The organism is Novosphingobium percolationis, assembly GCF_020179425.1.
Lineage (GTDB): Bacteria > Pseudomonadota > Alphaproteobacteria > Sphingomonadales > Sphingomonadaceae > Novosphingobium > Novosphingobium percolationis.
In genome coordinates this window covers 556,413-579,212 of sequence record NZ_JAILYM010000002.1, presented here as the reverse complement: position 1 = coordinate 579,212, position 22,800 = coordinate 556,413, and the positions used below count along the sequence as shown (strand labels likewise).

The 22,800-nt window shown below is 66.3% G+C and carries 21 protein-coding genes; 5 read left to right on the top strand and 16 right to left on the bottom strand.

Features of this window, described 5'->3' with window-relative positions; genetic code table 11:
- Positions 1–2 precede the first annotated feature (2 nt).
- Entirely contained in the window at positions 3–3,131 is a 3,129-nt protein-coding gene (locus tag K3A84_RS07300) for an efflux RND transporter permease subunit (RefSeq protein WP_318248284.1), read from the top strand.
- Positions 3,128–4,549 carry an efflux transporter outer membrane subunit gene (locus tag K3A84_RS07295; protein ID WP_225008662.1) on the top strand — a complete coding sequence of 474 codons (1,422 nt, stop codon included), beginning with the start codon at positions 3,128–3,130 and terminating at the stop codon, positions 4,547–4,549. The genes K3A84_RS07300 and K3A84_RS07295 overlap by 4 nt, the downstream gene beginning before the upstream one ends.
- Here K3A84_RS07295 and K3A84_RS07290 read toward each other — a convergent pair.
- Positions 4,539–5,012: a hypothetical protein gene (locus K3A84_RS07290; protein ID WP_225008661.1), complete on the bottom strand. Its 474-nt coding sequence runs from the start codon at positions 5,010–5,012 to the stop codon at positions 4,539–4,541. The two genes, K3A84_RS07295 and K3A84_RS07290, sit on opposite strands and share 11 nt — an antisense overlap.
- 215 nt (positions 5,013–5,227) lie before the next feature.
- On the opposite strand from K3A84_RS07290, the gene K3A84_RS07285 reads away from it, so the two are divergent.
- The 3 genes from K3A84_RS07285 to K3A84_RS07275 all read left to right on the top strand — a co-directional run bounded on the left by K3A84_RS07285 (position 5,228) and on the right by K3A84_RS07275 (position 6,537).
- Positions 5,228–5,653, top strand: coding sequence for an organic hydroperoxide resistance protein (locus tag K3A84_RS07285; protein WP_225008660.1), 426 nt, complete (start codon positions 5,228–5,230; stop codon positions 5,651–5,653).
- 4 nt (positions 5,654–5,657) lie between these two features.
- The gene (locus K3A84_RS07280) at positions 5,658–6,134 is read left to right on the top strand and encodes a MarR family transcriptional regulator (protein ID WP_318248283.1); all 477 of its coding nucleotides are present in this window, start codon (positions 5,658–5,660) and stop codon (positions 6,132–6,134) included.
- Positions 6,135–6,387: 253 nt separating this feature from the next.
- Positions 6,388–6,537 carry a hypothetical protein gene (locus tag K3A84_RS07275; RefSeq protein ID WP_225008659.1) on the top strand — a complete coding sequence of 50 codons (150 nt, stop codon included), beginning with the start codon at positions 6,388–6,390 and terminating at the stop codon, positions 6,535–6,537.
- A gap of 35 nt (positions 6,538–6,572) precedes the next feature.
- Here the strand turns inward: K3A84_RS07275 and K3A84_RS07270 are convergent, their stop codons facing one another.
- From K3A84_RS07270 to gdhA, 15 genes are all read right to left on the bottom strand, one after another.
- Complete coding sequence (locus K3A84_RS07270) at positions 6,573–6,833, bottom strand: hypothetical protein (protein WP_225008658.1); 261 nt, start codon at positions 6,831–6,833, stop codon at positions 6,573–6,575.
- A 104-nt stretch (positions 6,834–6,937) separates the two neighbouring features.
- Positions 6,938–7,732, bottom strand: a complete 795-nt coding sequence (locus tag K3A84_RS07265; protein ID WP_225008657.1) for an NUDIX domain-containing protein — start codon at positions 7,730–7,732, stop codon at positions 6,938–6,940.
- A 382-nt stretch (positions 7,733–8,114) separates the two neighbouring features.
- Positions 8,115–8,441, bottom strand: coding sequence for a Grx4 family monothiol glutaredoxin (gene grxD, locus K3A84_RS07260; RefSeq protein WP_225008656.1), 327 nt, complete (start codon positions 8,439–8,441; stop codon positions 8,115–8,117).
- 29 nt (positions 8,442–8,470) lie between these two features.
- Positions 8,471–8,704, bottom strand: a complete 234-nt coding sequence (locus tag K3A84_RS07255; RefSeq protein ID WP_225008655.1) for a BolA/IbaG family iron-sulfur metabolism protein — start codon at positions 8,702–8,704, stop codon at positions 8,471–8,473.
- The gene (locus tag K3A84_RS07250) at positions 8,704–9,027 is read right to left on the bottom strand and encodes a DUF1476 domain-containing protein (protein WP_225008654.1); all 324 of its coding nucleotides are present in this window, start codon (positions 9,025–9,027) and stop codon (positions 8,704–8,706) included. The genes K3A84_RS07255 and K3A84_RS07250 overlap by 1 nt, the downstream gene beginning before the upstream one ends.
- A 179-nt stretch (positions 9,028–9,206) precedes the next feature.
- The gene (locus tag K3A84_RS07245; protein ID WP_225008653.1) at positions 9,207–9,809 is read right to left on the bottom strand and encodes a hypothetical protein; all 603 of its coding nucleotides are present in this window, start codon (positions 9,807–9,809) and stop codon (positions 9,207–9,209) included.
- A gap of 121 nt (positions 9,810–9,930) precedes the next feature.
- Positions 9,931–10,389 carry a hypothetical protein gene (locus tag K3A84_RS07240; RefSeq protein WP_225008652.1) on the bottom strand — a complete coding sequence of 153 codons (459 nt, stop codon included), beginning with the start codon at positions 10,387–10,389 and terminating at the stop codon, positions 9,931–9,933.
- A 144-nt stretch (positions 10,390–10,533) separates the two neighbouring features.
- The gene (locus K3A84_RS07235) at positions 10,534–12,804 is read right to left on the bottom strand and encodes a prolyl oligopeptidase family serine peptidase (RefSeq protein WP_225008651.1); all 2,271 of its coding nucleotides are present in this window, start codon (positions 12,802–12,804) and stop codon (positions 10,534–10,536) included.
- Positions 12,805–12,936: 132 nt separating this feature from the next.
- Positions 12,937–15,090: a prolyl oligopeptidase family serine peptidase gene (locus K3A84_RS07230; RefSeq protein ID WP_225008650.1), complete on the bottom strand. Its 2,154-nt coding sequence runs from the start codon at positions 15,088–15,090 to the stop codon at positions 12,937–12,939.
- A 131-nt stretch (positions 15,091–15,221) separates the two neighbouring features.
- Positions 15,222–15,647, bottom strand: coding sequence for a 50S ribosomal protein L17 (gene rplQ / locus K3A84_RS07225; RefSeq protein WP_225008649.1), 426 nt, complete (start codon positions 15,645–15,647; stop codon positions 15,222–15,224).
- A 114-nt stretch (positions 15,648–15,761) separates the two neighbouring features.
- The gene (locus K3A84_RS07220) at positions 15,762–16,826 is read right to left on the bottom strand and encodes a DNA-directed RNA polymerase subunit alpha (RefSeq protein WP_225008648.1); all 1,065 of its coding nucleotides are present in this window, start codon (positions 16,824–16,826) and stop codon (positions 15,762–15,764) included.
- A 118-nt stretch (positions 16,827–16,944) separates the two neighbouring features.
- Positions 16,945–17,334 (bottom strand): 30S ribosomal protein S11, encoded by a 390-nt coding sequence (gene rpsK, locus K3A84_RS07215; protein ID WP_008065643.1) that lies wholly within the window; start codon positions 17,332–17,334, stop codon positions 16,945–16,947.
- Between the two features lie 54 nt (positions 17,335–17,388).
- Positions 17,389–17,757, bottom strand: coding sequence for a 30S ribosomal protein S13 (rpsM, locus tag K3A84_RS07210; RefSeq protein ID WP_225008647.1), 369 nt, complete (start codon positions 17,755–17,757; stop codon positions 17,389–17,391).
- Between the two features lie 344 nt (positions 17,758–18,101).
- A complete protein-coding gene (locus K3A84_RS07205) occupies positions 18,102–21,053 on the bottom strand; it encodes a beta strand repeat-containing protein (protein ID WP_225008646.1) in 2,952 nt (983 codons plus the stop codon).
- Positions 21,054–21,273: 220 nt separating this feature from the next.
- Positions 21,274–22,629 carry an NADP-specific glutamate dehydrogenase gene (gene gdhA / locus K3A84_RS07200; RefSeq protein ID WP_225008645.1) on the bottom strand — a complete coding sequence of 452 codons (1,356 nt, stop codon included), beginning with the start codon at positions 22,627–22,629 and terminating at the stop codon, positions 21,274–21,276.
- Positions 22,630–22,800 lie beyond the last annotated feature (171 nt).

Below are 22,800 nucleotides of genomic sequence, written 5' to 3'. Positions count from 1 at the left end.
CGATGCTGTCGCGTTTCTTCGCCCACCGCCCGATCTTCGCCTGGGTGATTGCCATCGTCATCATGGCGGCGGGCGCGCTCGCCATCACGCGCATGGGCGTGGAGCAATATCCCGACATCGCACCGCCGACGATCTCGATCAACGCGACTTATCCGGGCGCGGATGCGCAGACGATCGAGAACAGCGTGACGCAGGTGCTGGAGCAGCAGCTCAAGGGCATCGACGGGCTGCTCTACTTCACGTCGAGCAGCAACCAGGGCTCGGCCTCGATCACTGCGACCTTCGAAAAGGGCGCCAATCCCGACACCGCGCAAGTGCAGGTGCAGAACGCCACCAGCCGCGCGCTGAGCCGGTTGCCGCAAGCGGTCCAGCAGCAGGGCCTCAACGTCAACAAGGCGCAGAGCGACATCCTGCTGGTGGTCGGCCTGTACGATTCGACCGGCAAGAGCACCAATGCCGACGTCGCCGATTACATCACGACGCATTTCCAGGACCCGCTCTCGCGCGTCGAAGGGGTGGGCAGCGCCGACGTGTTCGGTGCGCCCTATGCCATGCGGGTGTGGCTCGATCCGGCCAGGCTCGCTGCGGTCAGCCTGATGCCGTCGGACGTGACCGCCGCCTTGCAGGCGCAGAATACGCAGGTTTCGGCGGGCGAAGTGGGCGCGCAGCCCTCGCCCCAGGGCCAGCGCCTGAACGCCACGGTGACCGCGCGCTCGCGCCTGCAGACGGTTCCCGAATTCGAGAACGTGATCGTCAAGACCGACGCGAACGGCAATGTCGTGCGGCTGAAAGACGTGGCGCGGGTCGAACTGGGACAGGAAAGCTACGCCAACTTCAACAGGTTCGACGGGCACCCTTCGGTTGGCCTTGCGATCAGCCTCGCGTCGGGGGCGAACGCCATGAAGACCGCGCAACTGGTCAAGGACAAGGTCGTCGAACTGTCGAAGGACCTGCCCGCCGGTTATGCGGTTTCCTATCCGCGTGACAGCAGCCTGTTCGTGAAGATCTCGATCGAGGAAGTGGTCTGGACGCTGTTCGAGGCGATCGGGCTGGTCGTGCTGGTGATGTACGTGTTCCTGCTGAACTGGCGCGCCACGCTGATCCCCGCGATCGCGGTGCCGGTGGTGCTGCTGGGCACGTTCGGCGTGCTGGCGCTGGCGGGCTATACTATCAACACGCTGACCATGTTCGGGCTGGTGCTGGCGATCGGCCTGCTGGTCGACGACGCGATCGTGGTGGTCGAGAACGTCGAGCGCGTGATGCACGAGGAGCACCTCTCGCCGCTCGACGCGACGGTGAAGTCAATGGACGAGATTACCTCGGCACTGATCGGCATCTCGCTGGTGCTGACGGCGGTGTTCGTGCCGATGGCGTTCTTCGGCGGATCGACCGGCGCGATCTACCGTCAGTTCTCGGTGACGATCGTCTCGGCCATGGCGCTGTCCGTGCTGGTGGCGCTGACGCTGACCCCCGCGCTCTGCGCCACGCTGCTGGCGCGCGAGGAAAAGCCCAAGGGCCGCTTCTTCGATGCGTTCAACGGTCGCTATGATCGCTTGCAGAGCGGCTATCAGGGGCGGCTGCAACGCTTCGTCGGGCGTCCGCGTCCGTGGATGCTGGCCTTCGTGGGGCTGACCGGGGCGATGGCGCTGCTCTATGCGCGGCTGCCGACGAGCTTCCTGCCCGACGAGGACCAGGGCAACCTGATGCTGTCGATCACCCTGCCCGCTGGCGCCACGCTGGAGCAGACCCGCGAAGTGGCGTCGCGCGTTGCCGACTATATCCGCGACAGCGAGAAGGAGGACGTGGTCCACGTCTTCACCTCGGCCGGGCGCGGCAACCAGGGTTCGGGCCAGAACATCGCGATGGGCTTCGTGATGCTGAAGGAATGGAGCGAGCGGTCGGGCGCAGACCACAGCGCCAGCGCGATCGCGCAGCGCATCGGCAAGCACTTCGCGGGCGACCGCGAGGCGCAGATCCTCGCGCTGTCGCCACCTGCGATCCGGGGCCTCGGCAACTCGAGCGGGTTCGAGATGTGGTTGCAGGATGCGGGCGGCAAGGGCGTCGATGCGCTGACGCAGGCGCGCAAGACGCTGGTCGAGGCGGCCAATGCCGATCCCAGGCTGGCGCAAGTGCGCTTCAACGGGCTGGAGGACACGCCGCAGCTCAAGGTCGACCTGAACGACGGTGCGGCGACCGCCTATCGCATTTCCCCCGCCAACGTGAATTCAACGCTCTCGACCGCCTGGGGCGGGACATACGTCAACGATTTCGTCGACCGAGGCCGCGTCAAGCGCGTCTATGTGCAGGGCGATGCGCCGTTCCGGTCGAACCCGGCGGACCTTGGCCAGTGGTACGTGCGCAGCGACGATGGCACGATGGCCCCCTTCTCCGCCTTTGCCACGGCAAAGTGGGGCAGCGGTCCGCCGATCCTGCGGCGCTTCAACGGCGTGGCGGCGCAGCAGTTGCAGGGCACGGGCGCGCCGGGCACCAGTTCGGGCGAAGCCATGAACCTGATGGAAGCCAAGGCGAGCCAGCTGGGCGAAGGCTATGCCGTGGCGTGGGGCGGCCTGTCCTATCAGGAACGCGCGGCCAGTTCCCAGTCGGGCCTGCTCTATGCCGCGTCGATCTTCTTTATCTTCCTGTGCCTTGCCGCGCTTTACGAAAGCTGGTCGGTGCCGGTGTCGGTGCTGCTGGTGATCCCGCTGGGCGTGATCGGCGCGGTGCTGGCGGTGACCCTGCGCGGGATCGATAACGACATCTATTTCCAGGTGGCGCTGCTGACCACGATCGGGCTTTCGGCCAAGAACGCGATCCTGATCGTCGAGTTCGCCGAAGCTGCGCTGGAACGCGGGCTGTCGCCGCTCGAGGCGGCGATGGAGGCCGCCTCGCTGCGGTTCCGCCCGATCGTGATGACCAGCGTGGCCTTCATCGCGGGCGTGGTGCCGCTGGTGGTGGCGAGCGGTGCGGGCGCCAACGGGCGGCGCGCGATCGGCACGGCGGTGATGGGCGGGATGCTGTCGGCCACGGCGCTGGCGATCTTCTTCGTGCCGCTGTTCTTCATTCTGGTGAAGCGGCTGTTTTCGCGCAAGGCCAAGCCAGCGCCCGAAGTCGGTTCGGAGGTTGTGGCATGACGCGCGTTCGTTCGATCCCGGCGGCGGCGTCGCTGCTGGCGCTGTCGGCCTGCAACCTTGCGCCGAAATACGTGCAGCCCGCAGCGCCGGTGCCACCCGCCCTGCCGCAAGGCGCCGCCTATCCCGCGCTCGCGCCCGGCGATGGCGCAGTGGACGCGATGGGCTGGCAGGCGTTCTTCACGGATAGCCGGCTGAAGGCGGTGATCGCGCAGGCGCTGGCGGGGAACCGCGACTTGCGCGCCACCGTCGCCAATGTCGAACGCGCCCGCGCGCTCTATCGCGTGCAGCGCGCCGGGCAGTTCCCGACCATCGGCGCCAGCGCCGGGGCGAGCGTGACGCACAATTCGACAGCCTCTGCCAGCACGGGGAGCAACTTCGGCAGCGGCACGACCGAAAGCTACAGCGCCTCGGCCAGCGTTTCGGCGTTCGAGCTGGACCTGTTCGGCAAGCGGCGCAACCTGACGCGCGCCGCGTTCGAAAGCTATCTGGCGAGCGACGAAGGCCGCAAGTCGGCGCAGATCGCGCTCGTGGCCGAAGTTGCCAACGCCTGGCTGACCCATGCCGCGACCGCCGATGCGCTGGCCGTGGCGCGCGAGACGCTGGCGAGCCAGGAGCAATCGCTGCGCGTCAACAGCCGGCGCGAGGCCAATGGCGTGGGCACCGGGCTCGACGTGGCGCAGGCGCAGACGCAGGTCGACAGCGCCCGCGCGGCGGTGGCGGACTACGAAACCGATCTGGCGCAGGCGAAGAACGCGCTGGACCTGCTGGCGGGCGCGCCGGTCACGGCGGAGAACCTGCCGATGACGCTGGGCGCGGGCGATCAGGTGCTGACGAACCTGCCGGTGGGGCTGGAATCGGCGGTGCTGCTGCGGCGGCCCGACGTGGTGCAGGCCGAGCATCTGCTGAAGGCCGCCAATGCCGACATCGGCGTGGCGCGCGCGGCGTTCTTCCCCTCGATCTCGCTGACCGGGCTGCTGGGCCTTGCCAGCCAGAGCCTGTCGTCGCTGTTTTCGGGCGATGCCTTCCGCTGGAGCGCCAGCGGCACGGCCAGCCAGACGCTGTTCGACTTCGGCGGCAATGCGGCGAACCTTGCCGCCAGCAAGGCCGCGCGCGATGCGGCCCTGGCGAGCTATGAAGGCGCGATCCAGTCGGCCTTCCGCGAAGTGGCCGATGCGCTCGCCCGGCGCGGCACGATCGATGCCAAGGTGGCGGCGCAGACATCGCTGGCGGACAACGCCGCGAAAGCCGCGCGCATTTCGCAATCGCGCTTTGCCAATGGCGTGGCAAGCTACCTTGAGCCGCTCGATGCCCAGCGCACCGCCTATGCGGCGCGGCAGGCGCTGGTTGCAGCGCGCCTGGCGCGCGCAAGCAACATGGTCGAGCTGTACCGCAGCCTGGGCGGCGGGCTTACGCCTTGATGGCGGGGCCTTCCGCCTGACCACGCATCGTGGCGAGCGTGGCAGGCGTGTGCGGCAAAGCACCGATGGCGAAGGCGCGGCGATCAAGCTCGCCGATCGTGCGGTCGGGCGCGGTGCGAGCAAGGCGGCGCAGGTATTCGACGCGCAAGGGCAGCAGCACGACCGCAAGCGCGGCAACCGCGACGGCCCACCGCCAGTGCTGGAACGTGCCCGTCTGCGCCGCCGACATGAATTCGGCGGTGGTCAACCAGATCGCCACCGCGCCGAGCAGTTCCGATGCACGCTGTTCGGGAAAAGCCAGCAGCAACAGCGCGGCGAGGCCGAAGCCGCCCATGCCGACGGTCTCCACCGTCAGGACATTTTCGGCGTAGCCCACCATCAATGCCACGAAGAGCACCACGGCGGCGACACGCGCCGCGCGGACAAGGGAGCCGGGGGTGAGTCGTGCAAGGAGGCTGTTCATGAGGAGGGAGGATCGTCCCCAACCCTTCACCGCGCGCTTGATAGGCATGGTTAACACACGGCTAAAACCGGCCTGAAAGCGGCGGAATCACGGTAAGGGCAACCCTAATGCCCCCCTCCGTGAAAGCGGCAGCGCATTTTACATTGCCCACAATATTATTTGACGTAATGTATATGCAGGCAGCGCATCGCTGTCCGACAGGAGAATCGCAGACCATGAGCACGCTCTATTCCACCCGCGCCACCGCCGTCGGCGGGCGCGCCGGCCGTGTCAGCACCGACGACGGCCTGCTCGACGTCACGCTTGCCCTCCCCACCGCGCTCGGCGGCAAGGGCGGCGCCACCAACCCCGAACAGCTGTTCGCCGCCGGCTATGCCGCCTGTTTCGAAAACGCGGTGATCCACGTTGCCCGCGGCATGGGCGCCAAGGTGGCCGACGACGCCATCATCGTGGACGCCACCGTGGGCATCGGCCCCAATGCCAGCGGCGGCTTCGTGCTGACCGTGGCGCTCGATGTCGCGATCACCGGCCTCGCGCAGGAACAGGCCGAACAGGTCGTCGCCGCCGCCCATGCGACGTGCCCCTATTCGAACGCGGTAAAAGGCAATATTGACGTCGCCATCAACGTGACGACAGCCTGACGAGATGGGACATATGGAAAGCATGGCAAACCCGGCGGACGAAGTCCTGCGTCTCGACCGGCAGCTGTGCTTTCCGCTCTATGCCGCGTCGAACATCCTGACGCGGGCCTATCGCCCGCTGCTCGATCAGTTGGGGCTGACCTATCCGCAATATCTGGTGCTGCTGGTGCTATGGGAGCGTGCGCCACGCGCGGTGGGCGAGATCGGGCAGCAGCTGTTTCTCGACACCGGCACGCTGACGCCGCTGCTCAAGCGGATGGAAGCGGCGGGGCTGGTTTCGCGCCAGCGCGATCCCGAGGACGAGCGGCGCGTGATCGTGTCACTGACCGCCAAGGGATCGGACCTGCGCGAGGCCGCGCGCGCGATCCCGGCGAAGATGGCAGGCCGGATGGGAACGGACCCCGAGCTATCGCTGTGCGAGGCGCAGACGCTGCACGAAACGGTGTGGAAGCTGATCCGCTCGCTCAATCTGGCGGTGTGAACCAGCGCGTCGTCTTTGCTGCGGAACCGACGAGCGATTGCGCCCGAATTGGCCGAAAACCGGGCCCTTTCGATTGCGCGTTAATAACAATTTATGTAACGTAGACGTCGAAAGTGAAGCCTCAGGCGCGCCGATGGTGCCATGTCGTGGAACCATTGTGTGGTAGAGGTGATTGGAACGAAAGGCGTTTCCTGACGGAGACGGTCGCACATGCGGTTCCGGGCGCAGATCCGGGCCGGAACAAGGGCACAGGATGACCAGGAACCGCAGTCCACGCAACGGCGTGGCCACGACCAAATTCCAGATCGATCCGGAAGGTGTTTCGGCGACGCGCGGATTGATCATCGGCCTTGCGCTGAGCCAGGTGTTCTGGATCGGGCTGGCGCTGATCGTCTTTCGCTGAAGCAGGCGGCCTGAGCGTCCTTCCGGCGCTGCGCCTCAGCCGAACAGACCGGCCCCCCACAGGATCGCCGCCCATAGCACCGCCGAGCTGGCAATCGGAAAGCTCACCCGGAACCAGCCGGGATAGTGATCGGCATCGCGCTGGCCACGTTCGAAAATCGCCAGTTCCGACTGGAGCCGGTGGACCGGGGAATAGACCGGCGTATCGCCCACACCTGCCAGTCGCGCAACGCGCGCCGCTTCGGTTTCGGGCGCGAAACCGGCGTAATCGGGAGCGCGGAACTTGGGCTGCGGCATGACGGGACCTCCAACCGGGAGGATACCGCAGACGCCTTAAGCGGACCGGCCAGAAGCCTAGGCCTTTACCCTAAGGGATATTGCGAGTGCCCGCGCGCGCGCCGTCAGGCGCGCGATGCGCTTTCGAGCGGCTCGCCATCGTAAGGATACCCCGCTTCAGGCGGGATCGTCAGCCACTTGACCCCATCGCGCAGTTCGATGCGGGGCGTGATGGTGGTGACCGGCGTTGCCAGCGCATGGGCGCGGCACCGCTCGAAATCGGCGTGGGCGGCCAGCCGTTCGAGATTGCGCCGCGTCGGGAAGATCACCTTGATCGCGCCTTCGTCGGCCAGCCGCAGCGCTTCGCTGGCGCTGGCCCAGAACAGGTGGCGATTTTCAGTGGCGTCGACCGCGATGTCGACCGCGCCGGTGCCGAGGTCGGCGAGATAGAAGCGGGTGTCGAACACGCGGATGTGGCGGTGGCGAGGCCACCAGCGGGCCCAGGGAACCAGGCTGTCGAGATCAAGGCTCCACCCGAAATGGGCGAGCGCATCGGCGAGGCGGCCCGTGGAAATGGCGACGCGGCGCGCCTCGGCCGCGGTTTGCGCCGTGACATCGCCCGCGATACCGATGGCAAGGCCGGTTTCCTCCAGCGCCTCGCGCACGGCGGCGACGCGAGCGGCAGCGTCTTCGGGGTCGAGGTGGCTGCCAAAGCGCTGCGCCAGGTCGTGATCGTCGGGATCTACCTTGCCGCCGGGGAACACGGTAGCACCGCCTGCGAACTTCATCTCGCTGGATCGTTCCACCATCAGTATCTGCGCAGGGCCCCCGGCGGGATCGCGGCGGAACACCACGACCGTGGCAGCAGGGGTGGCAATCGGCGGGGCTTCGTTGTCCCCCAGGTCATCCGTCTCGTCCATGCATGCACCATGCGCGCGAGGGGCAGCCTTGCCAAGAGCCTGCGCGACAGGGCGCGCGCGGTTTTCGATCGTTCTGTCGGTAGTTTTTACAGTTGCCAAAGCAAGGCAAGACACATTAACCATCGTTTGGCGCTGCCTTGTGGGATTCCGTCGATTTGGCACGGAGCCTGCAAAGGTAGTGTCGTCCCGAAGATGTCTTTCTTCAAATGGGGCGGAGCCGGTCCTCAGTCTCCCGGTTCCGCCCCTCCCGGGACCTCCCCATCAAGTCCTGCACCCGGCCCTGCCCCAGATCGACGGCGCACGCGTGCCGATGCGCCACGCAAAAACGCGGCCCCGCAGTGGCGGAGCCGCGTCCTGATCTTGCGCGTGCGACGCCGGAGCGTCAGGCGGCGGTCGGAATGCCCGAATCGTGCAGCAGCTGGTGCAGTTCGCCCGCTTCGTACATCTCCATCATGATGTCCGACCCGCCGACGAATTCGCCCTTCACGTAGAGCTGCGGGATCGTCGGCCAATCGGAATAGGCCTTGATCCCCTGGCGGATCTCCTGGTCCTGCAGCACGTCCACGCCGGCATATTCGACGCCGAGGTGGTCGAGAATCTGCACGGCGCGGCTGGAGAAGCCGCACTGCGGGAACAGCGGCGTTCCCTTCATGAACAGGACAACGTCGTTGCCGTTGACGATTTCGGCGATGCGGTCTTCGGTGGCCATGGCTGTCTGGGATGTCCTTCTGTTGGCCTTCAGGTGGGAACGCCGGTGGTCAGTTGCAAGGCATGAAGCACGCCGCCCATGCGCCCGCCCAAGGCCGCATAGACGGCCTTGTGCTGGGCGACGCGGGTCAGCCCCTTGAAGGCAGCGCTGACCACATGCGCGGCATAATGATCGCCGTCGCCGGCAAGGTCGGTGATGGTCACGTCCGCATCGGGCAGCGCAGCCTTGATCATCGCCTCGATATCGGCGGCGGCCATCGGCATCAGGCTTCGCCCATCAGCTGGCGGCGGGCGTCCACGGCCTTGGCCTCCATCGCGGTGCGGATTTCGGATTCGTCGATCTCGACCCCGGCCGAGACGAGATCACCCAGCAGCTTGCGGATCACGTCCTCGTCGCCGGCTTCCTCGAAATCGGCCTGGACCACGCCCTTGGCATAGGCCTCGGTCTCGGCGGCATCGAGCCCCATGCGCTCGGCCGCCCAGACGCCCAGAAGGCGGTTGCGGCGGGCGTGGATGCGGAACAGCATTTCCTCGTCGCGGGCGAACTTGGCTTCCTCTGCGCGCTCGCGGTCGTCGAACATCGTCATGATATGGGTCCTCTGGCGATCTTGATCCAAGCGGATAGTCGGCGCGCGCGCGCGCGGCAAGCGCCGAGCGCCTGCGATTTGCGCCAGCGCAAATCCGCGCGCAAAAAAACGGGCGACCTCCGCCATGGAAGGCCGCCCGTACCGTTCGAAAGGATGTCGGTAAAGTTTACACCCTGCCCTCAGAGGCCGCGAAGGCCGCTGTAGTCGAGGTCCACCACCCGGCCCCAGGCGACGCGGCACTTGAACGAGCCGCTGTCGTAGCCGCGCAGCCCAGAGTTCCAGCCGCGATAATCGCCGCCCCAGCCCCGGCCATACCAGCCATCGCCGTTGCGCCATGCGCGGCCCGTGCTGTTGACCGCAATGCGGCCGCGCACTTCGTAGCCTTCGCGCGTCGGGCGCACGTCGCGGATGTCGGTCACGTCGGCGCGGCCGTAGGAATAGCGCGCCGCATTGCTTTCGGCGCTGCGCACGCACTGTTCCACCGCGGTACGCGGATTGCCCCGGTTGTAGTAGCCATAGCCACCACCGCGATAATAGTTGGCGCCGCCGCCATAGCCGTCATAGCCCGCGCGATCGTAGTAGCCGCGATCGTTGTCGTGGCTGGCCGAAGCCGCGATCGCGGCGATGCCGCCCAGCACCAGCGCCCCGGCGATCACCTCGCCCGCGCCGATGCCATCGTGATCGCGGGCCATGGCCGGCGTCGAAGCGGCGAGCGTGGTTGCCGCGAGCGCGGTGGTGGCGATGAGTCCCTTCAATACCGATGTATGGCCGATCGAAACCATGACCCTTGTCCTTCTCTTGCACACGGCGGCTCGGACGCCGCCTCATGCCAGGGGGTTTGCCATGTCACGGGTGATGCGGTGCTGAACCTGTCCGACAGCCATTGTTCATGAAATTGGCATCTTATATGAACATAACCGACGTCTGGCCTGCCTTGCGGGTGCAGGAGAAGCGCACCGCGTCAAAGCCGCGCAGCGCGGGCGTCCAGCCCCTGAAATCGCCCCGCCAACCGCGCCCATAGACGCGGTCGCCCGGCCGCCAGGCATGGCCCAGCCGGTTCACTGCGACCCGGCCTGTCACTTCGATGTGCCGTCGCGCGGCCATGACCGAATCGATGTCGATCACATCCGCCGCCGCGCCCGGCACCGTCCGCTCGACCTCGCCAACACAGGCGGCGAGCGCTGCGCGCACCCGGCCATCGTCGCGCAACGGATGCGCCGTGGCGTCGACCGCGCGGGCGGGCACGCGCACGATCGCGCCCGCAATTGCCGTGCCGCGCGGGACAATCGGCAACGCCTGGCTTTCCGCCCTATCAGGGACGGCGGCAACGGCAGCCAGCAGGAGAAGGACAATCCTGTTCACGCGACCTTTTGCTCTGGCAAACTCTGGCCTGAGGGGCAGGACGCCCCATCCGCCGCGCCGATGCGCTTCGTTATGGTTGACGTTTGATTTCGCGTGATTGTTCCCGTGCAAAAAGCCGGAAAATCGTCCGATCCGGTGGCTGGTTCAGCGCGGGATGGATTGGCCCGGCAGCGCCAGCCCGGTCCAGAAGGCCAGGAAAGACAGGACATCGGCTCCGCTGGCGATGGTCTTTTCCAGCGGCCTGCCCGCGCCATGGCCGCTGCGGCTCTCCACGCGCAGGAGATGCGGCCTGTCGCCGATCTGCGCGGCCTGCAGCGCGGCGATGTACTTGAAGCTGTGCGCGGGCACGACGCGATCGTCGCTCTCGCCCGTGGTGACGAGGACGGCGGGATAATCCACGCCGCTGCGCACGTTGTGATAGGGCGAATAGGCGCGCAGCGTGCGCCAGTCCGCCTCGCGGTCCGGCCTGCCATAGTCGCCGGTCCAGAACCGCCCCGCAGTGAAGCGGTCGAAGCGCAGCATGTCCATGACGCCGACGTCGGGATTAGCGGCGGCGAACAGGTCGGGCCGCTGGTTGACCACCGCGCCCACCAGCAGGCCTCCGTTGGAGCCGCCCTGCACGGCAAGCCCCCCCTTTGGCGTGATGCCTTCTCGGATCAGGTATTCGCCCGCCGCGATGAAATCGTCGAAGCTGTTCTGCTTGCGGGTCAGCCGCCCGGCATCGTGCCACGCGCGCCCGAACTCGCCCCCGCCGCGAATGTTGGCGAGCGCGAAGGCCCCGCCCGCCTCCAGCCACGCCATGCGCACCGGCGAATAGCCCGGCGTCATCGCGATATCGAAGCCGCCATAGCCATAGAGCAGCGTCGGCACGGCCTTTCCCGCCAGCGCCTTCTTGCGCACCAGGTACATCGGGATCCTGGTGCCGTCCTTCGAGGAATAGAAACGCTGTTCGACGAGGTAATCCTCGGGATCGAAGGCGGCGCGCGGCTGCGCGAACGGCGTGGCCACGCCGGTGCGCAAGTCCATGCGATAGATCGTCGGTGGCCGGTTGAAGCTGGCGAACTGGTAGAACGTCTCGTCCTGCCCCGGTCGGCCGGCAAAGCCCGAGGCCGAGCCGATGTCGTTCAGGGTGATCGCGCGGCTGGGCCGTCCCTTCAGGTCGGTGAGCAGGGCCACGCTTGCCCCACCGTTGAGGTAGGACAGGATGAAGCGGTCGCCCACGACGTTCGCGCCTGCGAGTTGCTGATCGCGTTCGGGCACCACCACCTTCCACGCGGGACTACCCGAAAGGTCCAGCTCGACAAGCCGATAATGCGGCGCGCCATCGTTGCTGACGAACCACAGGCGATCGCCGATGCCGTCGATGAACTTCCAGTCGTGGTCGAAGCCCTCGGCCACCGCCGCGCTGGCCCATTGGCCAGGCTTGCCGCTGCGCAAGTCCAGCAAGTGGATCGCGCGGACGGGTTGGGTGCCGATCTCCGAAGTGATGACCGCCCAGCGCCCGTCGACGGTGACGGCGGCCTTGTGCCCCTGTTCGGGGTGGTCGGGCGTGGCGTAGACCAGCCTGTCGGCATCCTGCGGCGTGCCCAGCCGGTGATACCACACCGCCTTGCCGAACACGGGGGCATTGGCCTCCGCCCCGGCGGCGGGTGCCGGAAAGCGCGAATAGAGGAAGCCTTCCTCGCCCACCCAGGCGATGGTCGTGTCGTTGGCCCAGGCGAGCGTATCGTCGAGCAGGCGGCCCGAGCGCACATCGGCCACGCGGATCGTGCGCCAGTCGCTGCCCGCAACCTGCACGGTATAGGCGAGCGAGCGCCCCTGTGGCGAAGGCACCCAGGCATCGAGCGCGACGGTGCCATCGACCGACCAGCCGTTGGGATCGAGCAGCGGCCGGTCAGGCCCATCGAGCCCGGCGCGCACATGGAGCACGCTCTGGTTGGCAAGGCCCGGATTGCGCAGGAAGAAATAGAAGCGCCCGGCGCGGCGCGGCAGGCTGATGCGTTCGTAGTCGAACAGGCTGCGGATGCGCCCCGCCAGCGCATCGCGCCCCGGCAGTTGCGCAAGGTAGGCCGCGCTCGTGGCGTTCTGCCCGGCAACCCAGCGCGCGACTTCGGGCGTCGTGCGCAGATCGTCTTCCAGCCAGCGATAGGGATCGGCCACGTCCTGTCCGAAGGCACGCTCAACCAGTGGCAGGCGGCGCGTGGGGGGATAGGCGGGCGTCGAGGGATAGGCGGGCGGGGGCAAGCGCGGCTGGACAAAAGCCTGCGTTCCCGGCGTGGTGGCGGGACGCAGCGGCGGGGCGACCAAAGCAGGGCCCTTGGTGGCGACCTGCGCCGAGGCATCGGTCTCATCCGCGGAGGGCCGGCCCGATTGCGCGAACGATGCAACGGGCGCGAGCAGCAGCGCGAGCGCCATGCCCGAATGCCCCCACCGGGGCCGGCTCGTCCGCCTGGTTGTCCTCTCCGACCGTTCCATGTTTATGCCCCTGCCTTAGCACTGCGGCGGCAGGTCCGGCGAGAGGGTAAAACGGCGCTTTGCCCGGTGCGTTCAGGGCCTTGGCGAAAGCCCCGTCCAATGCGCGAGGAAGGCATAGACGTCCGCTGCTTCGGCAATGATCTTGTCGACCGGCTTGCCCGAACCGTGGCCTGCGCGCGTTTCGATGCGGATCAGGTGCGGCTTGTCGCCGATGCGCGCCGCCTGCAGCGCGGCGGCATACTTGAAGCTGTGACCGGGCACGACGCGATCGTCGGTATCGGCGGTGGTGACGAGGATCGCCGGGTAGTCCGAGCCTTCACGGATGTTGTGGTAGGGCGAATAGGCGCGCAGCACCTTCCAGTCGGCTTCCCGGTCGGGATGGCCATAGTCGTCCACCCAGTACCGCCCGGCGGTGAAGCGGTCGAAGCGCAGCATGTCCATGACGCCCACGGCGGGGTGCGCGGCGGCGAACAGCTCAGGGCGCTGGTTGACCACCGCCCCCACCAGCAGGCCACCATTCGAGCCGCCTTCCACCGCAAGGCCACCCTTTGGCGCAATACCGTTGGCGATCAGCCATTCGGCAGCGGCGATGCAATCGTCGAACACGTTCTGCTTGGCCGCGCGCCGCCCGGCGTCGTGCCAGGCATCGCCATATTCGCCACCACCGCGCAAGTTGGCGATGGCATAGGCCCCGCCGCTTTCGAGCCAGGCCATGCGCGCCGACGAGAAGGCGGGCGGCAGCGAGACGTTGAAGCCGCCATAGCCATAGAGGATCGTCGGCACCGGGCCGGTCGCGTCCTTGCGGCGCACGACGAACATCGGTATCTTCGTGCCGTCCTTCGAAGGGTAGAACACCTGCTCCACCTTGAAGTCATGGGGGGCGAAGCGCAGCGCGACCTTTTCCCAGACCTTCGCCTTGCCGCTGTCCTCATCGAAGGCGAAAACGGTCGAGGGCATGGTGAAGCTGGTGAAGCCAAAATGGCCACCCGCCTTGCCCGGCTTGCCCGAGAGCCCGGCTAGCGAACCGACGCCGGGCAGCGCCAGCGTGCCGGCGGGCGTGCCGTCGAGCGTGAACAGCCGCACGTCGGACTTTACGTCGCGCAGGTAGGCCAGCACGAGCCGGTCGCCGACGATGGCCGCGCCTTCGAGATTGGCGTCGGTTTCGGGAACCACGGTGGTAAAGACCGGCACAGCCCCGGACAGATCGACGCGCACGACCTTCTTGAGCGGCGCCTCCTTGCTGGTGACGAACCACAGCGTATCGCCGATGCCGTCGATCAGGTCCCACTGCGCTGTCATGCCGGGGATCAGCGGGCGCACCTGCCAGTCGCCCTTGCCGATGGGTGCAAGGCCGATGGCCGTCAGCGGATCGGTGCCTTCGTGGCTGGTGACGACCAGCCAGCGCCCGTCGCCGGTGACACTGGCGGCATGGCCCCAACTGGGCTTGTCGGGCGTGGCATGGACCAGCCGGTCCTCGGCCTGCGGCGTGCCGAGCCGGTGATAGAACACCTGCTGGTCATAGTTGCGCGCCTGGAACGCCTCGCCCGGCTGCGGTTCGGCGAAGCGCGAATAGAGCACGCCTTCGCTGCCGACCCACGCGATGGCGCTGAACTTCACCCATTTCAGCTCGTCGGCCAGCGCCTGCCCATCGGCGGCGGCGACGAACTTCATCGTCCGCCAGTCGGAACCACCGTCCTGCACCGTGTAGGCCAGCAGGTTGCCGTCGGGCGATGGCTCCCACGCATCGAGCGCGGTGGCCCCGTCGCTGGCCCAGGCGTTGGGATCGAGCAGCACGCGTCCCTTGGGCGAGGCGGCATCGCGCACCAGCAGTTGCGCCTGGTTGAGCATGCCCGAATTGTACGCATAGAACAGCCGCCCGCCCTCTTCGCGCGGCACGCCGAAGCGGGCGTAGTTGAACAGGCCCTTCAACCGCCGCTCGAACGCCGCCCGCTCGGGCAGCGCCTTGAGATAGGCGTCGGTGAACGCGCTCTGGGCGACGACCCATTCTTCCACCTTGGAATCGGTGCGCACGTCCGCTTCCAGCCAGCGCCAGGGATCGACCACCTGTTCGCCAAAATGCGTTTCCACGACCGGCGCCTGTACGCTGGGGGGGTAGGGCGGCAGCGGCGTGGTGGCGGGCATCGGGGTACTCCGGGGCAGGACGGGACGGGCGGCGAGCGGCATCGTGGCAGCCAGCAGAAGCGCGAGCGGAAGTTGGCGGATCATCTCGATGTGCAACGTTGTGGGCGAACTTGCGCGATCCCTAGCGCGATGCGCGCGCGGCCCACAAGAAAAAGGGCGGAAGCCTCTCGGCCCCGCCCTTCCCCTTGTTTCGTCTCGGCGAACCGATGAGCCGATCAGGCTGCTTCGAGTTCGTCCTCGTCCGCGGTCTGGACCGGACCCGAGTCCTGACCCTTGGCCGCGGTGTCGCGGTCGACCAGCTCGATCACGGCGATCGGGGCGGCGTCCGACGCGCGGTAGCCGGCCTTGATGATGCGGGTGTAGCCACCGTTGCGATCGGCATAGCGGGCGGCCAGCACGTCGAACAGCTTCACCAGCTGCGCATCGTCGAGCAGACGGGCATGGGCCAGACGGCGGTTCGAAAGGCCGCCCTTCTTCGCCAGCGTGATCAGCTTTTCGAGGTAGGGGCGAAGTTCCTTCGCCTTGGGCAGGGTGGTGGTGATCTGTTCGTGCTTGATCAGGGCGGCGGCCAGATTGCGCAGCAGCGCGATACGGTGCTGCGAGGTACGGCCGAGCTTACGCTGTCCGAGCTTATGACGCATGTTCTTGTCTCCGTTCGTAGGGGGCCCGTATCAGGTAGCCCGATCCAGGCGGCAGTCGGGGTCGCCGCCAAATCACCCGAAAGCGGGGCGCCCCGAAGGACGCCCCGGAATTCCTTAGCCCAGCAGCTCTTGTTCGAGCTTCTTGGCCATCTCTTCGATGTTTTCCGGCGGCCAGCCGGGGATGTCCATGCCGAGGCGCAGGCCCATCGACGAAAGGACTTCCTTGATCTCGTTGAGCGACTTGCGGCCGAAGTTCGGCGTGCGCAGCATCTCGGCTTCGGTCTTCTGGACCAGATCGCCGATGTAGATGATGTTGTCGTTCTTGAGGCAGTTGGCCGAACGTACCGACAGTTCCAGCTCGTCCACCTTCTTGAGAAGGTAGCGGTTGAGCTGGTTGGCGTCGCTCTCTTCCGGCGCGTGCGTGGCAACGCCCCCGGCAACCGAAGGCACGTGGCCGGTCGGCAGCTGGTCGTCGAAGTGCACGAACAGCGAAAGCTGGTCCTGGAGGATGCGCGCGGCATAGGCCACGGCGTCTTCCGGGGTGACGGTGCCATCGGTTTCGACCGAGAGGTTCAGGCGGTCATAATCGAGTTCCTGCCCGATGCGGGCGTTCTCGACCTTGTACGAGACCTGACGGACCGGCGAGTAGAGCGAATCGACCGGGATCAGGCCGATCGGCGCATCGACCGGACGGTTCGACACGGCGGGGACGTAGCCCTTGCCGGTATCGACGGTCAGTTCCATGTTGAACGTCGCACCTTCGTCGAGGTGGCAGATCACGAGGTCCTTGTTCATGACCTCGATGTCGCCGGTGACGGCGATGTCGCCTGCCTTCACTTCCGCCGGGCCGGTGGCCGAGAGCTGGAGACGCTTCGGGCCTTCGCCCTGCATCTTCAACGCGATCTGCTTCACGTTGAGGACGATGTCGGTCACGTCTTCGCGCACGCCGGCAAGCGAGGAGAATTCATGAAGCACGTTCTCGATCTTGATCGAGGTAACGGCCGCGCCCTGCAGCGAGGACAGCAGCACGCGGCGCAGCGCGTTGCCGAGGGTGAGACCGAAGCCACGCTCGAGCGGCTCGGCGACGAAGGTCGCGCGGCCCTTCGGGTCGTTGCCAGACTTGATCTCGAGGGAGTTGGGCTTCTTCAGTTCCTGCCAGTTCTTGATGTTGACAGTCATGGAATTCCCCTGGGGTTTGTTCGGGAGCCGGAAGTCGGCCTGAGGGCAGGCCGCGCCCGGTCAAAGGTATTGGGCGGCCGGCGCGGTGGTACCGCCGCGCCGGCCGCCAAAAGGCAGGTCAGACGCGACGGCGCTTCGACGGGCGAACGCCGTTGTGCGGGATCGGTGTCACGTCGCGGATCGCGGTGATCGTGAAGCCGACCGCCTGAAGCGCGCGCAGCGCGCTTTCGCGGCCCGAGCCGGGGCCCTTGACTTCGACTTCGAGGGTGCGGACGCCGTGCTCGGCGGCCTTCTTGCCGGCGTCGTCCGCGGCCACCTGGGCGGCGTACGGCGTCGACTTGCGGCTGCCCTTGAAGCCCATCATGCCGGCAGACGACCACGAAATGGCGTTGCCCTGGGCATCGGTGATGGTGATCATGGTGTTGTTGAAGCTGGCGTTGACGTGCGCGACACCGCTGGTGATGTTCTTGCGCTCGCGGCGCTTAATGCGCTGAGGTTCGCGTGCCATGTGCTGAATTCCTGTCGAGAAACTGAAGGGAAGGCGCTGCCCCGGAAGGCGGCCTTACTTCTTCTTGCCGGCGATCGGCTTGGCCTTGCCCTTGCGGGTGCGGGCGTTCGTGTGCGTGCGCTGGCCGCGGACCGGAAGGCCCTTGCGGTGACGCAGGCCGCGATAGCAGGCCAGGTCCATCAGGCGCTTGATGTTCATCGCCGTTTCGCGACGAAGATCGCCTTCCACGGTGTGATCGGCATCGATCGTTTCACGAATCTGCAACACTTCGGCGTCCGAGAGATCCTGCACGCGACGGGTATGGTCGATACCCAGCTTGTCGGCGATCTGCTTGGCCTTGTGCGCGCCAATACCATGGATGTAGGTCAGCGCGATGATCACGCGCTTGTTGGTGGGGATGTTGACCCCGGCAATACGAGCCACTTGTTTCTCCGTTGCTCCACAGGGCGCCGACTCGAGTCGAGGCCCCATCTCATCGCTTCACCCTCACCCCGAAATGGCAAAAACCCGCGCAGAACAAAGCTTTTGCCTTGGCTGCCGGGGTCCCTCTCGGTTTGGAGTGAAAGGCGCGCTTAGGATGTTTGCGCGGCCGCGTCAACCATCATGGCGCGCGAAACGGCCTGAATGCCGGCGCTTCTTGGGAAGCGCGGGACCGTTCACAGCACCTCTTATACGCGATTGCACGCGCCGCGTCAAAGCCGCACGGCGCGCCGACAGGCGTGCGGTAGCAGGCGGAGCAGAGTCCCTACGCCGCCTGCGATCCCCCATCAGATCACCACGAAGTCGGAGGCGCTGAGCACGGGCTTGCCCATCAGCATCGCGATCTGCACCTGCGCCGCACCGCCCACGCCATCGGCGTCGTAGAACAGCTGGCCGTTTGCGGCGTTGTAGATGAAGTGCTGCGTGGCGGTGGTGGCCACCTTGCCGATCGCGAACTCGTTGGCCGCGATCGGGCCGCCCAGCGCGTCGGCGAGGCCGAACACCGCGTGATCGATCGCGATCTTGTCGACCCCGTGGTCGAAGTCGCGGATCTGGTCGCGGTTGGCCGAGGTTTCCAGCACATCGAACACGAAAGTATCCACACCGCCGCCGCCGGTGAGGATGTCGGCGCCGAGCCCGCCCGCAATCCAGTCCGCGCCATTGCCCGCGTTGATCGTGTCCGCCCCGGCAAGGCCGAGGAGGTGATTGGCCGCGCCATTGCCGTTGATCTGGTTGTCGCTGGCGTTGCCGGTGCCATCGAGCGCGGCCGACCCGGTCAGGTTCAGGCGTTCGATGTCCGTGCCCAGCACGAAGCTGGCGCTGGCGTTGACGGTGTCGGTGCCCTCGCCCGGCCGCTCGATGACCACGTCGGCGCTGTTGTCGACGGTATAGGTGTCGTTGCCGAGGCCGCCGATCAGCATGTCGGCGCCCGCGCCGCCGTTGAGCGTGTCGTTGCCGTCCAGCCCGATCAGGATGTTGGACTGGGCATTGCCGGTGAGCGTATCGGCAAAGGCCGAGCCGGTGACGTTCTCGATGCTGGTCAGGGTATCCAGCCCGCCGCCGAGCGTGTTCTGCGCGGTTGCAAGGTTGAGGTTCACGCGCACGCCCGCAAGCGCGTCGGAATAGGTGACGGTATCGTTGTCGGCGCCGCCGTCGATCTTGTCGTCGCCCACGCCGCCATTGAGCAGGTCGTCGCCAGCAAGGCCGATCAGGGTGTCGTTGCCACCAAGCCCGTTGAGCACGTCGGCAAATTCGGTGCCGGTGATGGTGTCGCTGCCGGTCGTGCCATTGGTGGTCACGCCGGCGCCGCCATAGGCGGGCAGATCGACGATCGTGTCACTGGTCCCCGTCTTGAAGTGGATGTGCTCGAAGTTGACGAGAGTGAATTCGGGGACGAAACCACCGGCATCGGTGCGGTCGATATCGACCACGACATAGCCGCCCGTGCCGTTCTTCACGATCGAGAACCCGGCGGCGTCCATGAACATGGTGATGGTATCGTTGCCGAGACCGCCGTCGAGGATCATCTTCTTGGGATCGCCCGAAAGGAGCGTGCCGGTGCCATCGCCGAACACGCCAAAATCGTTGTCGCTGTCGTTGAAGCGGATGGAGACCTTGGACATCCCGTCGAACGAAATGGAGTCAGACGTTTCGCGCAACCCGCTCACGCCGCCGCGGATGACGCCGGATGCATCGGTGGTGATGTAGCCTGACGCGCCCGTGGCGCCCAGTGTGCCAGCAAAGTCGGCGATGAATGTGTCGTTGCCGAAGCCGGTGATTTCGCCATCGGTGATGCCCGAGCCGACAATGTAGGTGTCCGTGCCATCGTGGCTGCCGGTGAGTTGGAGCCGCTCGACGCCGTCGATGCGCGAATTTGCGATGACCCCGGCGGCGGCATCGATGGCATAAGTCTGGCCCGTCGCGTCGTTTTCGCTGTGGCCGTACCAGGTGTCGAAGCCCGAGCCGAGATCGATCGCGGCGGTGCCGCCTTGCGTGCCGACCTGATCATCGCCGTCGCCGGTGCTGAAAACGTTGCGCGCCGCAGCGGACACCGTAATCACGTCGGCGCCGCCGCGCGTGGTGACCGTGTTGTTGCCGCCGTCCAGATCGAGCCTGAAGGTGGTGAAATGGGCGAAGGTGCCAAGGTTCGAGGTGATCGAACCATTGGCGGCAAGGGCCAGCGAAACGGTGGTGATGGCCGTGCCGTCGCTGGGCCGCGCGTCGATCTGCAACTCGTTGATGCCAAGACCACCGTCGAGCCTGAGCGAGGCATTGGCCAGCGGCGCGCTGCGCAGGTTGACCGCCGCGATATTGTCCTCATCGCCCAGCACGATATCGAGCCTTTCGATCTCGCTGAGGTTGTTGGCGTCGTCGTAGAGGCGGCCGTAGAAGCCGGTCGCGTCATAGTTGACCGTCAGCATGGCCCCGCCCTCGCCAAAGGTGCGGGTAGTGCCGCCGAAGCGCCCGGTCAGCGTATCGACGCCCGCGCCGCCATAGACCGAGAAGCGCGAATTGGTGAGGGTGAAGCTGTCGTCGCCGCTGCCGCCGGTGATCGCGCCTTCGGTGACGTTGGTCAGGGTGGTGGCGCTGGCAACGCTGGAGAGCGAGGCGCGGGCGGTATCGCCGTCGGCGGTGAAAGTCTGGTTGGCGGTAACGCTGTCGTAGTGGCCGATCCAGGTGTTGGTGCCAGCGCCGCCGTCGATCTGGTCGCCGCCGCCGTTCGAGGTGACCTTGTCGTCGCCCGCCCCCAGCGTCACCGTGTTGACGCCGCCGGCCAGGGTGATGTCATAGGCTTCGAAGCCGGTGTAGTGACCGAAGATCGACGACACGTTGCCCAGCGCATCGAGCCCGAGCATGATTGCGCCGACGCCGGTGAAATCGAGCACGAGCCGATCGTTGCCCAAACCACCCTCGATGGTCACGCCATCGCTGGCCATGGCCGAGGCGACATCGACACTGGCGGTATCGTCACCGTCCGACAACGTGGCGAGGACCGTGCTGATCCCGCTGTAGACGAGTTCGGCGGACCAGCCCCCGCCATACGGGAACACGTCGGTCTGACCGGCACCATCCTTGAAAGAGAAGGACGCGTTGGCGAGCTCGCCGGAATAATCGACCACCAGCGTATCGTGGCCGCCGCCGCCAACGACCGTGTCGAAGCCGAGCATGGGGATGAAGGTGTCATTGTCGACCGTGCCGGTCAGGATTTCGTTGTCGTTGGTGCCGGTGTACGTCGCCATGTCCCATTCTCCCCCGTTTCGGCGGGAATGAATAAGCCAGCGAAGTTAGGACCGATACTTAACCAACGTGAATTAAGACAATTCCGAGACACATCGGACCATCTAAGTATTTATACCTATACGATATAAATATTTCCCGAAATCATCCAAAATGGTTCCGGCAGATGCAAGGCGCCCGCCGGGGAGCCGGCCAACCGAGACCGCCTCCCCGGCGCAGCCCTTACACCACGCCGAAGGCCAGCATTGCATCGGCCACCTTCTTGAAGCCCGCGATGTTGGCGCCCTTGACGTAGTCGACGTAGCCGCCGCCCTGGTCGCCATAGGTCAGGCACGACTGGTGGATGCCCAGCATGATGTCCTTGAGCATCTGCTGGAGTTCGGCCTCCTTCCACGCGCGGCGTTCGGAGTTCTGGCTCATTTCAAGGCCCGACACGGCGACGCCGCCCGCGTTGCTGGCCTTGCCCGGCGCGTAGAGCAGCTTGGCCGCCTTGAACACGTGGACGCCATCGAGATCGGTCGGCATGTTGGCGCCCTCCGACACCGCCTTGCACCCGTTGGCGACGAGCGTGCGCGCGTCTTCGCCCAGCAGTTCGTTCTGCGTGGCGCAGGGCAGTGCAATGTCGCAGGGCACGCCCCACGGTGTCTTGCCTGCGTGGAAAGTCGCGCCGGGGAAGGCTTCGACGTATTCCTCGATGCGGCCGCGACGGTGGGTCTTGTGGGTCTTCACCCAGTCGATCTTGTCCTGCGTGATGCCATCCGGATCGTGGATGAAGCCGCCAGAATCCGACAGCGTCAGCACCTTGCCGCCCAGTTGCACGATCTTTTCGGCAGCATGGGTGGCGACATTGCCCGAACCGGAAATCACCGCCGTCTTGCCGTTAAGGTCCTCGCCCTTGGTCGCCAGCATGTTGGCGAGGAAATAGACCGCGCCATAGCCCGTGGCCTCGGTGCGGATCAGGGAACCGCCCCATTCCAGCCCCTTGCCCGTCAGCACGCCGGTGAACTCGTTGGTGATGCGCTTGTACTGGCCGAACATGAAGCCGATCTCGCGCCCGCCCACGCCGATGTCGCCCGCCGGCACGTCGACGTCGGCGCCGATGTGCCGGTACAGCTCGGTCATGAAGCTCTGGCAGAAGCGCATGATCTCGCGCACGCTCTTGCCCTTGGGGTTGAAGTTCGAGCCGCCCTTGCCCCCGCCCATGGGCAACCCGGTGAGCGCGTTCTTGAAGGTCTGCTCGAAGGCGAGGAACTTGAGCACGCTTTCGTTGACGCTGGGGTGAAAGCGGATGCCGCCCTTGTAGGGGCCGATGGCGTTGTTGTTCTGTACGCGATAGCCGCGCTGGACGCGGATGTTGCCCGCATCGTCTTCCCAGCAGACGCGGAACGATACGACACGGTCGGGCTCGGCGATGCGGCGCAGGATCTGCTGCGCGTGGTATTCTTCCTTGTCCTCGATGAACTCGAAGATGTCCTCGGCAACCTCCTGCACCGCCTGGACGAACTCGGTCTGGTGCGGATTGCGCTTCTTCACCCCTTCCATGAAGGTCGGAAGATCGACGTGATCGCTCACGGCCATGGCATTCTCCCCTGCGGCACGCCGTTCTTGCGGCGCACCTTGCTGCGTGGTGATGCGGCCCGTGTCATCAGGCGTCTGCGCTCAGGGAAATGGAGGCCCCCTGCCCCCGAGTCGCGCCGTTTTGATGGCGCAAGACTATACCCTTTTGCGCGCAGCGATAGCGGCGGCGAG